The following is a 13475-nucleotide window of genomic DNA, read 5'->3' as shown; positions in this document are numbered from 1 at the left end:
TTTTAGTATGAAAAATCATTTTTTATTAATTCTATTGTCTTGTGTGTCTTTTGTATTATCCGCACAGGACGATTGTTTTAAAATTAATTCTGATAGTATTGTTGTAAATTCAGGAAGTTGGGGCGATTGTAAAAAAGCTTGCGGGGAACCTAGTTCTTATAATTCCTACGAAAAAATTCCTGCGTGTTTTTTTGGCTATCAAAAGATTCGTGGAGATTATTTTAAAGAATGGTATAATAAATTTGTTGAAAATAAATCAACCTATCCGATAAGAGATTATGAAAAGAACTATTGTATGTTTTTACAATCTAGTGTAGATTCAGCCTTTGAACAGGATGATTTTTCTATAGTGAAAAATGATTTGAATGAATTGTTTGCCGCATTGCTTTTTTGGGACAAGTATCGTGATTTTATTTTTTTCTGTGAGAGTAATGTAGATATAAGCACGTGGCAAGATGAGGCGATTAGATCATTTTTTGCAGCTCCCCGCAACAGAATGGTTATTGACGGTGAAAAAATAGGTCAGCCATCACTTGTTGCAGAAAATCTTTTTGGAATAAAGCAAAGTAAACAATTTGAGGGATGGTCAAAAAAAGAACTATTTTGGTCGTTTATGTTTTCAGAAAAAAGAAGCTACTTTGAAAAACTTGGGGAAAAAATAGATGCAGAATATAATCGAATAAACAAAGAACATAAAAAAATAGGAAAAGAATCCGACCTAAAATCAGATTGTTATACAGGATCTGTACGAAAGAAAAATTTCATTTTAACAACCAATGCTATAACTGATATTGGTTTGGATGAGTATATAAAGTACTTGAATAAACTAAAAGAGGATATGAAAATATTATCACCTAAATGGATTACAACGATAGATAAAGAAATTCAAATACATAAGCAAATTCATAACGATTGTAAAGGGATAATGCAAGGTTTCGTGAGTAGTGATGCAGTAAGAAAAGGATTAACATATTTAAAAGAGGTGTGTAATGAAAAAACTTTATTAGAAAAGGATTACTCGCTGTTCCAAGATTCTTTAGAAAATTCCTATTGGGAGACCGCAAGAATTTATGAACTTTACGGAAATTATCTAAAAGATTTCCCTGCAGGAAAACATAAAGTAGATGCAGAACGAAAATTGCAGGAACTTTTTTTGCCGATTCCCGATTTCATAAAAAAGATAGAAAGACAATATGAAAATGGGTATTCTCTTGTAGAGATAATTCGTAATATTAGGGAATATCAGGAGATTTATAAAAAAGAAGATGATGTTAAATTGAATGAGTGTGTTAAAAAATATCAATCCATAATGGACTCTGTTGCTGTTTTGTATAAGAATTGGACTTATAACTATCATCAAGGTCGTGATATTTTGCCGAATTGCTATTTCAAAACATCATCTAATAGTTATTCGGTTGAGATGAACGATTTAAGTAAACTTCCTGAAAAGAATGGATCCTTGTCATGTTATTATCCCTTATTCAGTTATACAGGAGAAAGAAAGCGTCCGTTATATGATGAAGACTATGATGTAGAAGAAATTTTTTCAGTTGTTAATCTGGAAGCGACGATAAAAAATAAAAAGATATCATCGGGAATTGAATACGGATTTGATCCGGTTGAATATAAACTTAATTATAATTCATCTTATGAAAATGGTAAGAAAAAGGGTTATTTTAAATTGAATAATCTAATCGAGATCAATTATAACAATGAAAACTATGTAATTGAATTTTTAGATGATGAAGATAAGGAAATGACATTGCTTGATGTTCAAAATATGTTTTATCTTTTAGGAAAAAATACGCGTAAATTAAAACATTTAAGTCCAAATTCTTTATTAGATGAAGAAGGAAAGGAAAAAATTTCCTTCACTAAAGGGAAAATAACAGCCGTTTCTTCTGTTTCTAAAAACAGAAAAATAACTCTTCCTTTAAACAATCAAGGCGAAATAAACGGTATTATTAAGTATTGGGATTCAAATGTAGGTGAAGTGGAAATGTCGGTACAAGCAAATAAACCGCGAGTTGATGATAAGGGAAATACAAAGGTTTCCAAAGTAAAAATAAGGGGATGTACATTTACACCGCCAAGGAAAATCATCGGTTATGAAAAGCATAAATGGGGCAAATCGGCAATTTATGAGAAGTTCTCTAAGCAATGTGAATCAGTTGCAGATGAGGTTGGAATGAATATTCTTCTTGAACCCATGATTTCCCATACATATACATATTCAGCGTTTATCCCGGTTTTTCTTGTTGACATTTTGGATTGGAATAATATTAAATGAGGAATTATGATTCCAACATTTATAATTGAGTGGAGCGGTCCCTATGAAGACCCTAATCAAACAAATCAAGCAAACATTCTTTATCTTATAACAGGATCTCGAATAGCAGGCAAGGAAAGTATAAAACTTCGTTATATTGGAAAAACAAGTAAGAACTGCAAGGGTAGATTTACTAGCACGCATAAATTTTATACGCATATTCGAGAAAAGAATCGCTTGTTTTGGATTGGAAAAATCAAATGGAGTAATAGCGCGAAAAAAGACGCCTCTGCAATTTCTAAAGCGGAAAAAATATTAGTTCATTATTTGAAAAAGTACGCTTCGAAATCAGAAATAGACCTTATGAACGTAAAGTCGATTAGTGAGCCGAAGAATGCCTGCGGAGTTATTAATTGTTGGTTTGATAAAAAAGGTAATAAGAGAGCGAGGCGATTGCATCCGTTGATTAATGTCCCTGATGTCATTTTGTGGGATGATGCCAGAAATTTATTGGTTTCAATAAAAAAATGCGAGGTGAAGAAATGTTTTTCTCAAATGACAAAGAAGTAGTTGTGTAATTTCGCGTTAGGGATAGCGAGCTTGCGAAGCGTGACCCCTTGGGGACAAGACTCGCAGAGCGAGGCTTGGTTGCATGAGCCGCGCAGGCGTGCCGCAGGTGCGCACGTGTGGCCTTGCAATATAGCCCGACCCACACGATAGTGCGGGGAACGCCCAAAGGACTAATATGCGAAGTGGCAGACTTCTGCGCCCTCGTGAAGGAAAAGCGTGCAAGCCGCGCGTCGCGACAAAATGCTTGCGCTTCGCTATTTTGGCATGACCGAGGCGCCGCCGCGGACGCCAAAGGCGTCAAATCTACCACGACTATCCAAGAGCCGAGCGTTGCGACAGGCTGCTTGCAGACTGTCATTACCGAGGCGAAAAGAGAGGCGCTTGCGCCCTTCGGTTTTGACGATATCGTGGTGAAGTTCTCCACCCGCCCGGAGTAGCGTACAAGCCGAATGCAGCGAAAACAAAAGTGAGCAAATTTATTCAGGCACAAGTCATTAATGAACTTGTATTTGATAAATGCAGCCACGGACGCAAAGCGTCCCACTCGTTTGTTTTCATTGCTGAGGCGTAGCGCAGACGCCGCAGGCGTCCAAAGCGCGTGGGTTCCAACGAAATCTGGGACAAGGCGGAAGCCGCCCTCGCCGAAGCGACGAAGCTCGCCGGCCTCGACTACATTCTGAACCCGGGTGAAGGCGCCTTCTATGGCCCGAAGCTCGAATTCACGCTGAAGGACAGCCTCGGTCGTGACTGGCAATGCGGAACGATTCAGGTGGACTTCAACTTGCCTATGCGTCTCGGTGCGGAATATGTCGGCAAGGACAACCAGTAATGCGCAAGGCGAATCCAGCAAAAATACGCTTGCGTATTTTTATTGGTGAGCCGCAGCCATAGACGCCTATACGAAACTCGCCACTTTAGTGGCCTAGTTGAGTTATCCCCTTTGGGGAAAAGGCGTCAAAAGCACGTTCCGGTGATGCTGCACCGCGCAGCCGTGGGTTCCATCGAACGCTTCCTCGGTATTCTTATCGAAGACAGATGACAAGTCGAGTGTCGCGGTCAAACTTGTTTGACCATGACCGAGACGCATCATCTGGGGCGAAGCCCAATTCATGGGCGATTTCCCGCTGTGGCTCGCTCCGGTTCAGGCCCGTGTGCTCCCGATTTCTGAAAAGTTCGCCGACTACGCCAAGCAGGTGGAAAAGGAACTCGTGAACGCCGGCGTCCGTGTGGAAGTGGATGAGTCCAATGAGAAGCTCGGCTACAAGATCCGCCAGTGCGAACTCCAGAGGGTGCCTTACAAGATTATTGTCGGTGAAAAGGAACAGGCTGAAGGCGTTATCGCTGTCAACAAGAGAAAGGAAGGCGACAAGGGTCAGATGACCGTTGCCCAGTTCCTCGAAATGACGGCCGAAGACCGCAAGGTTATTCGCTAATCGCCCAATATGTCATGCCGGACACCGTTTCGGCATCGCCTTTTAAATTTGAAACGCAGACTCTCCCCGAGCCTGCGTTTTATTTTCTATTTCTTTATATATCGCATCAGCTTTGCGATTAACACTTCATCAAAATTTCTTCGGCTGTCGATAATTGTATGGATGACGACATCTTTTTCTCGAATTTCATACACAATACGATACAAACCCTGAATGATTTCTCTATACCGTTCAATACCTTGTCTGTATAATTCGGGAACGATTCTTCCGCTTTCGGGAAAATGCGACAAGGAGAGGATGTTGTCTTCAAATTGAGTAATGACAGATTCAACATAAGATTTGTTTAACGACTCATAGTAAGCAATGATTTCGTTCAAATCTTCTTTTGCGAATTGTGAAACGACAACGTTGTAAAAATCATTTTCCGACATTGTACTTCCGCCTTAAATCCTGAAAAACCATCGTCGCCGGTTCTGTCCGTCCTGCCTGGACATCCTTTTCCGAAAGTTGAATGATTTTTAGAAGGCCGAAGGCTTTCTTCATGTCTTGGTATGTCTCGACATCAACAAGAACCGCCCGAGATTTTCCATCCTGGGTTATTACCATCGGTTCCCTGCGATCGTTCACAAAATTCATCACATCGTCGATGTTGGAACTGACGTAAGAATCGGGCTTTATGCATTCGCACACATCAAGCATGATTGACTCCTGTCGATAAACTTCCCTAAATATACCTTTTTCGCCTATCAAAGGCAAGTTTTAAGGGGGTTATAAAAACAATCTGGGCTTTTATACGACTTCCCGTATCGAACAGCGTTGACTTCAGCGGCGATTTCTTCGTCAGTCATCATCGGAGTCTTGGGGCAAGAATCGACAAATTTCTGGACAATGCTCCGTTTAGACCGCACAGTCCAGCCCATGCGAGCCGCCAAAGTTTCCATAATACCCAAATCCTGGGTCGGAATTGTTAGAACTAAATCTTCCATAGTAATCCTCATCTATAAATTATATTTCTCGTTCCAAGTTGGACGATCCGAGAATTCCTAAAAAAGTGACTTTTCAGCCTATTTTATCATTTCTTTTGTGGATTCAAGACTTTTCGTTGAATTGTAAGTTATTATTTTAAGAAATAAAAGAGTTTAGCTCTTGTTCTCAAAGCGAAATCTCGAAAATTTCTCATATTCGGGAACAAGGCGAACGCTCACGCAGGCAGGCCGTATTGCAGCATATCTCGGTTTGTCGTATCGGCTTTAAGCTGATTGGGCAACAGCCCTTTCGGGGCGTGGGTCGTTTGCGTTTATCGAATATGGGCATTCGAGAGCCTCGCTTTGGTAAATGCAACGACTCGCGCCTTTTTTCATTAGGAACAGTAAGCTTTTAAATGCAATCGGCATCGTGCCATTTGCCGTCCCGAGCAAAAAACGGGTCGCGGCATCGTGCCGTTCGCCGTCCCGAGCAAAAAACGGGTCGCGGCATCGTGCCATTTGCCGTCCCGAGCAAAAAACGGGTCGCGGCATCGTGCCATTTGCCGTCCCGAGCAAAAAATGGGTCGCGGCATCATGCCGAAGTCTTTCTTTCCATATCCCGCTACAACTGTTCCCTCATTTTTGACGACTTTGCCGGTCAAAACAAAAATTATATTTGACCCGATGAAGCTTTTATTCAATTTGGTTGCGGTGCAGCCGATTCACAGTGCCAAATTTCATGGCGGCGGCTCTTATGGAGAAGTCCTGTTCTGGGCGCTTGTTAAGCGTTTTCATACGACAATCCAAATTTTCTGCGCTTATGATTCCCAAAAGTATCTGGATTCAAAAATCCAGGAAGCTTGCAAGGAACTTGCCATTCCGCTGTGCGACATCCGGGAAAATTCTCCGCAATCGATCATTGATGCGAATGCGATTGACACTTTTTATACGCCGCTTTTTTCGCTGGAAAAAAAATGGGCGGTGCAGGTGAAGCGTTTTGTGTTCACATGGCACGGCGTTCGGGCGTTGGAAATGAATTACAGTCCGCAGGGCATTTCTTTTGCCAAGACGTTTTCGCAAAAAGCCGAAGCGCTTGTGCGTTACCGGAAAAATTGGAAGGAACTTTTTTACAAGCCCAAATACGACGATTTGGCGAATCGCATTGCTGCCGGAAACGTTCAGACGATGACGGTGAGCGAACACAGCAAGGCTTCTATCCAGACATTCTTTCCGCAGTTGATGCGCACGGATATTCCCGTCTTTTACAGCCCGATGCAAGAGGTGAATCCGCAAGGAGAACTTCCCGACGGCGTTTTGCCCCAGAACTATTTTTTGCTCACGAGTGGTGCGCGCTGGGAAAAGAATAATCTGCGGGCGGTTCGGGCTTTTGATTCCCTCGTCGATTCCATTCCCGAGACGCCGTATCGCGTCGTGGTGACGGGAGTGACGAACGAGAAGGTTTATCGCAGGCGTTTGAAGCATCCTGAAAAATTCATCTTTTTGGGTTATGTCGAAACGGAAACGCTGGAACTTTTGCACCAGAACGCCTACGCTTTTATTTTCCCCAGTTTGAATGAGGGATTTGGCTATCCGCCCATGCAGTCGATGCGCTACGGCGTTCCTGTGGCGGCAAGCGGAACGTCTTCGATTCCCGAAGTGTGCGGCGATGCGGCGATTTATTTTGATCCTTATTCCGAGAGCGAAATCCGGAATCGATTTGCGCAGCTTTTGAATCCGGCGATTTATAATCGTTACGCCGAACGCGCTCGCATTCGCTATGCGCAAGTTCACGAACGGCAAGTGGCGGATTTGGAAAAAGCGGTTGATTTTATTGTGGGGAATTAAATGCCTCTATTCAAAAATCCGTTTGTTCTTATCACGAGTTTCGCCTTTCTTTTGCAGACAGTTCTGTTTGTCCTTTTCTATGCGCTGCCTGATCCGCTCGGGCTTTCCATGCTGGAAATGTTTTCGGGGAAAATGCTTTGGCAATTTTCCATGACCTACGGCGCGATACTCGTCCTTTCCGCTCTTTTCGCTTTTGCCAAGGCTCCGCGCGCCCTGTCCGTTTTTTACGTTTTCTATTTCTTCTTTGCGATTGTGGATTATGAAGTGTTCCGCTGGACGCACCAGCGCCTTTCTTATTCTTACATTCGTACCTATTTTCATTTTTCGAACATTTCGGATTCCACGACGACATCGACTTTGGGAGGTGAACCGGGAACGGTTCTGTATTTGTCCGCTCTTTTTATAACGATAGCGGCGGCGACTGCCTTTTGCATTTTTTGGACGCTCCGGAATCGAAAAAAGAAGAAGGCTGGAATTTCCACACGCCTGGTTTTCAGCAAAAAGCTGCCGATAGCCATGCTGGTTTCGGGACTTGTGCTTTCGGTGATTCCGCTGGTTTTGTTTTTGGCGGGCACGCGGGGCGTGAAGACAATTCCCCTTGTCCAATTTCCTGTCGATATGCGATTCACGTTGGGAAAGCACACGATTACCGCTCCGATTTTGCATATTGCCGCCGAAGAGACTTTTGAATTTGTGCGGGACAATTATAAGGTGACGCCGGAGCGAATTGCGGATTTAGACGCGTTCTTGCCGCGGTCGTTTGCGGAAAATCGTGTGGATGCGGACTATCCGGGATTTCGCAAGGAATTTTCGGGAACTTTTAAAGCTACGCATCCCTACAACATCGTTTTTATTTTCGGCGAATCTTTTAAAGGCCGGATTTTCAACCAGATGCTCGAAGGCGATACGACTTTGGCTCCTCACATTTGGAAGCTGGCGAACGGCGGGTATTTTTCGCATGGCGGCACGCTTTGGTTTAAAAATGCGTTTAGCGGGAGCTATCCGACGGTGCGGGGAACCATGGCGACTTACCTCGGTTTTCCTTCGCATCCCAATCGAGATTTGCCGAGCTTTTATGCGTCCAATCATTTCAAGGGATTTCCGGAATATCTGACGGATTACACGCGGGCTTATGTGACGATTTCCAATCCGATTTTCGATCACACGTTGCCTTTTGTGGAAAGATTTTTTGATTCGTGGGAATCGCTTTCGGATCCGGAGATTGCAGGATCGATGGATAGTCTGGGTGCCGACAAGGCGATTCAAACTCTGGAAAAATTGCCGACAGACAAGAATTGGCTTTTGATATTCAATACGATTGCGACTCATATCCCATTTCGCAATTACCCCGAAGCTTTTGCCGAGAAATCGGACGATGCGATGAAACGCTATCGCACTGCGCTGCGCTATACAGATATCCAGCTCGGGCGTTTTTTGGATGCGCTTTCCAAACGGGAAGATTTAGAAAGAACGGTGGTCATTATCGTCGGCGATCACGATACGCCGGTGGATTCCGTGGATTATCGCGTTCCGCAACCGCTGGGAGTCGCCGCGTCGCAAATTTTTATCGGTATTTTTTCGGCGGATTCGCTTTTGGTGCAAGGTTTGAACATTCGTGAAGATGTCGCTTCCCAACTCGATTTGGGACCGACGATTCTGGATCTTTCGCAGGTTCGCGCTCCAAGCCATTTTTGGGGCTATGACTTGCTCGCCGAAGAACGCCCGGCAGAACAGCCTTCGCTTTTTTACACGCAGAACGCTTATTACTTGGGCTTTCGGGATTCTGTGATTACGGGCGGGTTGGATAATGACGATGTATTCGTAGGCAAGGACTACATTTTTTCTCGAACAAATGATTCCCTTTCTAGACTTTGGAGAAAGCGGGCGATAGGCGCAAGTCAGGTTCTGCGCTCGCTGCTTCGCAACGACAAGATGATGCCTGCGAAATAAGCCGATAGTCGCTGCCGTTTTTTTACCGCTTATCGGTCAAATCGGGTTTTAGGATGGGCAACCAATCACTCGTTCTCCTTGAAATTCTCCACCTGCTCCATCATTTGGCGGAAGACTTCCGGGCTGTATTTTGGCGGGTAGCCGTTTTTTACGAGGCAGATTTTGATGTCGAATTTGAGCTGGTCGCGGACGTTCTGGTTGTTGAGCCAGTCGGCGAACGAGGATTTTGCATCGATGATTTCCTTCACTTTTTTGGCGAGCGCGAGGCACTTTTTGTTCACGAGAATGCCGTCGCAAATCTCGTCTGTGCCGTATTCAAAGTCGTGCTCGTTGCGCAAATCAATCAGAATATCATAGAACGCCTTTTCCTCGAACGTCAGTCCCATCTTGCGGAAACTCTCGCGGTCTTCCTGCAATTCGCTTAGAATCCGTAGCGCCTGTTTTGTCGCGTTCCGAATGATTTCTTCGGAAGCCTCTTCCTGCGTTGTGCCGGCTTCTTCCTCGCTCAAATGCTTGCGCCGCTCGTGATACAGGGTGATTGTTTGCTCAAGCATTTCCTGGTATTTTTTTGCGGCGGCAAGATTCGTCTTTTTGTATTCGGCAATCTGGCGGCGCAGAAGTTTTACGAGCAGCTCCAGTTTTGTGGCGGGCATTTTTATGTCGGAAAGCCGCTCGATGAATTCCGGGCTGAACAAGTCTTCCGCTTCGCCGTTTTCAAGGACGCTTTCCACCTTGCTGTATTTGAGCGCCTCCTCCACCATTTTTGAAACAGCGCGGTTCATCACGTCGGTGTCGGGCGCATCGGTTCCGCTGCGCTTGCGCACAAATCCCGCGATTGCCATAAAGCACTGGGCAAGCGCATTTTCTTCTTCGCCCAAGCCGCCGGACGGCTGGCAGACATCGTAGGCAAGCCGCATCCGCTTCACCGTTTCCAAAAAATACGTTTTGAACGAAACTTTCGCGATGTCCTTTCCGCCGTTCCGCTTTGCGTTCAGCACGGAAATCGAATTGAATACGAATTCTGCCGCACTGCACAAAAGCGAATAGCGTTCCGCCGGGTCTGCGTCAGGATTCAAGAACGGCGCAAGGTCGAATCCTTCAAACAAGTCGATGAGAATCGAAAGCTCCTCGCGAAACACTTCCGTCGCCTGTGCCACGTCGTCTTCGGTGGGCGCAATCGAATTTCCGCCGCCGTAAATTTTCATCGCCTCGCGCATATTGTCGCGGATTCCGATGTAATCGATGATAAAGCCGTAGTCCTTTCCGAGAAACTTGCGGTTCACGCGGCTGATTGTCTGGATGAGCGTGTGCTTTTGAAGTGGCTTGTCGTTGTAAAGGAACGTGAGGCACGGCACATCGAATCCGGTAATCCACATATCCACGACAATGACGATTCGGAAGTTCGATTTTTCCATTTTGAACGCCGCCGCCAGTTTGTCGGAGCGCGAATCGTTCTTTACACCGCCCAGATATTCATACATTTCCGCCCGGTCGTTTTTGCCCACGCTTGCCACCATCGCGATTGCAGGCACGCGCGGAAGTTTTTTCAGCTCCTCGTCCGTTGCCTGAACGCCGTCGGGAATCTTTTTCTCCTCGAACCATTCAGGATATTTCTCACGGAAAATGCACAGAAGGTCGAACGCCGTCTCGCGCTTGGAAGAAACAACCATCGCTTTTTGGACGCGCTCCGGGTCGTTTTCACACGCGGCGGTGAAGTGGTCGTGGATGTCAACGGCGAGCCGCTCAAGGCGCGAGCGTTCGCCCAAAATCACTTCCATGGAACTCATCGCTTTTTTGCTTGCCTCAATGTCCTCTTTTGTGGAACCGTCCTCGGCGCACTTTCCGTAATACTGCTCAATGAGGCGGACTTTTTCCGTGTCGAGCAGGACTTTTGCAATGCGCGGATGATATTTGATGGGAACGGTCAGCCCGTCCGCAACCGCCTGGTCCATCGTGTAGCGGTCGATTTCCTCGCCGAACGTCTGGTAGGTTTCCGCAATCGGCGTGCCGGTAAAGCCGACGAATGTCGCGTGCGGAAGCGCGTCGCGCAAAACTGCGGCATAGGGCTTTGAAAGAAGCGCCTTCATGTTCTCGCTGTTGTCGCCTGAAAACTTGATGCGCTTTGCGTTTTCAAGCTGGGTGCGGTGCGCCTCGTCGGAAAAACAGATGATGTTCGCGCGGTCGTTGATAAGCCCGATGGGGTCGTCGGTGCGGTCGCAGAATTTTTGAATCGTGCAGATATAAAAACCGCCGCTTTGCCGTGCGCCCAGTTCCTCACGCAGAATGTTCCGCGTCGGCACCACGCGCACTTCTCCAAGACCTAAAAATTCCATGCTTTTGGTAAAAAGCTGTGCGCCCTGCTTCTGCAAGTCGTCGCGGTCCACAATCATGATGACCGTGGGCGAACCGATTTGCTCTGCGCAACGGAGCGAAAGCTGCCGCGCCAAAAATGCCATCGTGTATGTTTTTCCGCAGCCGGTCGCACCGAAATACGTTCCGCCCTTGCCGGACTTTTCATGCACCGATTTGATGATGCTCTTTTTCAAAAGACGCGCGGCAAAAAACTGCGGGTAGCGGCACACGATTTCAAACTCGTCGCGGTCGTATTCGGAGTCCTGAAAATAAATGTAGTCGCGGAAAATCTCAAGGAATCGCGCGGGCGCATACACGCCGTCCACCATCGTCTGCACTTCGTCAAAAGGCGAGGTGGAAATCTTGTCGCCGTCGTTTACGCGCCGCCATGCGTAAAAATGCTCGTAGGGCGTGCGCACCGTTCCAAGCCGCGTCTTTGCTCCGTCGGAAATGCAGGCGAGCGGGCAAAAATGCAGCAGGTGCGGAATGTCGCGCCAGTAACGGAAATAAATCTGCTCCCACGCGTCGTGGATTGTCGCGTTCGCATCGGCGGGATTTTTCAGTTCCAAAATGCACAGCGGAAGCCCGTTCACAAAAAGCAGAATGTCGGGACGGCGCGTTTTTGTCTGGCCGTTGTTCACATAGTCCACGGAAAACTGATTTGTCACGCAGAACGTGTTGTTTTCAGGCGTTTCAAAGTCGATGAGCGAAATCATTTTTGCACGTCCGTTTTTCGGCGTGAACTGGATGCCGTTCACCATCCAGCCATACACTTTGTGCAGCACCGCAAAGTCGCTTTCCGCGCCGGCAAGCCGCACCGTGTCGCACAGCGCGCCAATTTCCTCCGCCGAAAGATCCGGGCTCGTCCGCAAGAGAAAATCAGCCAAGTCGCCGAGCGCAAGCACGTCCCGCGGACTTTCACGCGCAATGTCGTTCCCGGCGCAATACGTCCAGCCCGCGCGTTCCAAAAAAGAAATGAATGCGGCCTCAAAATCGGACTCGCAAAAGCGACCGTGGTGGTTGTTCGGTTTCTGCATAGATTCCGTCCTTATCGTTTTTTTTCTTCAAGCATTTTCTTTACCGCCTTGTCAAAGTCGCTCGTGATTTTCTGGTGCTTGTTGAATTCGGCATATTCTTCCTCCGCCTTCTTGTCGGCGGCTTCCTTCGAGATTTTTCCCTTGCCGTCAAGAATCTTGAACCTGCGGAATTCCAGGAACGCATTCACGCTTTCGGCGAATTCCTCCATCGTGAACGCGGTCTCATTCTCAATCAAGTCTTCGATGTAGTCAAAAAATCCTGTCACCGCGCGTTCCAGTCGGCGGATTTGCTTTTCATCGAGGTAGTTTTTGGCGACCGTAACATCGGATTTCAAAATCCGTCCGTCCGGCGCGTTCTTCCACGTGGCAAGCCCCATGTGCTCCTTGTTCCTGTCAGCGGAGTTGTAGATGATTTCTGTGGCGGTGCTTCCGGTGATGGCATAGTGGAATTTGTTCTGGACCATCGCATAAAAGTCGTGGGTCGTCCGCGCGTTCTTGTCGTAGTCGATTGAGCATTCGGCAAAAATATCGGTAATCTGCTGCCAGATTCGCCGCTCGCTTGCGCGGATGGAACGGATGCGCTCCAAAAGCTCGCGGAAATAATCCTTGCCGAACGCACTCTGTCCCTGCTTGAGCCGCTCATCGTCCAGCACAAAACCTTTGGTGATGTATTCGCGCAGAACGCCCGTCGCCCAGATTCGGAATGCCGTCGCACGGCGGCTGTTCACGCGGTAGCCCACGGAAATGATTGCGTCGAGGTTGTACAAAGTAACATCGTTAATTTGAATTTTCCCCTCTATTGCGCCGTGTTGAGTGGGTAGTGCAATTTTTTCACATACCACTTTTTCATCCAGTTCGCCGCTTTCAAAAATGTTTTTCAAATGTTTTCCAATAGACGTTCTGTCTACGCCGAACAGCTGCGCCATTGCCTTTTGCGTAAGCCAGATGGTGTCGTCCTTGAGAAGCGCATTCACGCTCACTTCTTCCTGCGCGGATTTGTAGAGAAGAAAATTGAATTGCTTGAGCGGCGCTGCCTGTGGTTTGTCGTGCATGG

The 13475-nt window shown here is 46.6% G+C and carries 9 protein-coding genes and 2 pseudogenes; 6 read left to right on the top strand and 5 right to left on the bottom strand.

Going from position 1 to position 13475, the window contains the following annotated elements; genetic code table 11:
* Nucleotides 1-7 precede the first annotated feature (7 nt).
* From B5D40_RS04160 to B5D40_RS04140, 4 genes and pseudogenes are all read left to right on the top strand, one after another.
* The gene (locus B5D40_RS04160; protein WP_095849556.1) at nt 8-2290 is read left to right on the top strand and encodes a hypothetical protein; all 2283 of its coding nucleotides are present in this window, start codon (nt 8-10) and stop codon (nt 2288-2290) included.
* 6 nt (nt 2291-2296) lie between these two features.
* On the top strand, nt 2297-2839 hold the full coding sequence (locus tag B5D40_RS04155) for a hypothetical protein (RefSeq protein ID WP_078775887.1): 543 nt from the start codon (nt 2297-2299) through the stop codon (nt 2837-2839).
* A 586-nt stretch (nt 2840-3425) separates the two neighbouring features.
* A pseudogene (locus B5D40_RS04145) lies at nt 3426-3662 on the top strand (aminoacyl--tRNA ligase-related protein); the annotation flags it as partial.
* Nucleotides 3663-3794: 132 nt separating this feature from the next.
* Nucleotides 3795-4272: pseudogene (locus B5D40_RS04140) on the top strand (His/Gly/Thr/Pro-type tRNA ligase C-terminal domain-containing protein); the annotation flags it as partial.
* Nucleotides 4273-4358: 86 nt separating this feature from the next.
* Here the strand turns inward: B5D40_RS04140 and B5D40_RS04135 are convergent.
* From B5D40_RS04135 to B5D40_RS04125, 3 genes are read right to left on the bottom strand one after another with little or no spacing between them, the layout of a single operon-like run.
* Complete coding sequence (locus B5D40_RS04135) at nt 4359-4703, bottom strand: type II toxin-antitoxin system RelE/ParE family toxin (RefSeq protein WP_078775885.1); 345 nt, start codon at nt 4701-4703, stop codon at nt 4359-4361.
* Entirely contained in the window at nt 4690-4971 is a 282-nt protein-coding gene (locus B5D40_RS04130) for a type II toxin-antitoxin system Phd/YefM family antitoxin (protein WP_198951038.1), read from the bottom strand. The genes B5D40_RS04135 and B5D40_RS04130 overlap by 14 nt, the downstream gene beginning before the upstream one ends.
* Before the next feature lie 47 nt (nt 4972-5018).
* Nucleotides 5019-5258 (bottom strand): hypothetical protein, encoded by a 240-nt coding sequence (locus B5D40_RS04125; RefSeq protein ID WP_078775884.1) that lies wholly within the window; start codon nt 5256-5258, stop codon nt 5019-5021.
* Nucleotides 5259-5921: 663 nt separating this feature from the next.
* Between B5D40_RS04125 and B5D40_RS04115 the strand changes: the two genes are divergently transcribed.
* Both B5D40_RS04115 and B5D40_RS04110 read left to right on the top strand, forming a co-directional pair.
* Nucleotides 5922-7082, top strand: a complete 1161-nt coding sequence (locus tag B5D40_RS04115) for a glycosyltransferase (protein WP_078775916.1) — start codon at nt 5922-5924, stop codon at nt 7080-7082.
* Nucleotides 7083-9032, top strand: coding sequence for an LTA synthase family protein (locus B5D40_RS04110; protein WP_233134285.1), 1950 nt, complete (start codon nt 7083-7085; stop codon nt 9030-9032).
* Between the two features lie 65 nt (nt 9033-9097).
* Here B5D40_RS04110 and B5D40_RS04105 read toward each other — a convergent pair whose 3' ends face one another.
* Together B5D40_RS04105 and B5D40_RS04100 are read right to left on the bottom strand one after the other, a co-directional pair.
* Nucleotides 9098-12421, bottom strand: a complete 3324-nt coding sequence (locus B5D40_RS04105; RefSeq protein ID WP_078775882.1) for a type I restriction endonuclease subunit R — start codon at nt 12419-12421, stop codon at nt 9098-9100.
* Nucleotides 12422-12432: 11 nt separating this feature from the next.
* Entirely contained in the window at nt 12433-13473 is a 1041-nt protein-coding gene (locus tag B5D40_RS04100; protein WP_078775881.1) for a virulence RhuM family protein, read from the bottom strand.
* Between the last annotated feature and the right edge of the window lie 2 nt (nt 13474-13475).

Source organism: Fibrobacter intestinalis, assembly GCF_900167415.1.
Taxonomy (GTDB): domain Bacteria; phylum Fibrobacterota; class Fibrobacteria; order Fibrobacterales; family Fibrobacteraceae; genus Hallerella; species Hallerella intestinalis.
Note: the sequence above shows the minus strand (reverse complement) of the source record. Positions and strands in the feature narration are given on the sequence as shown.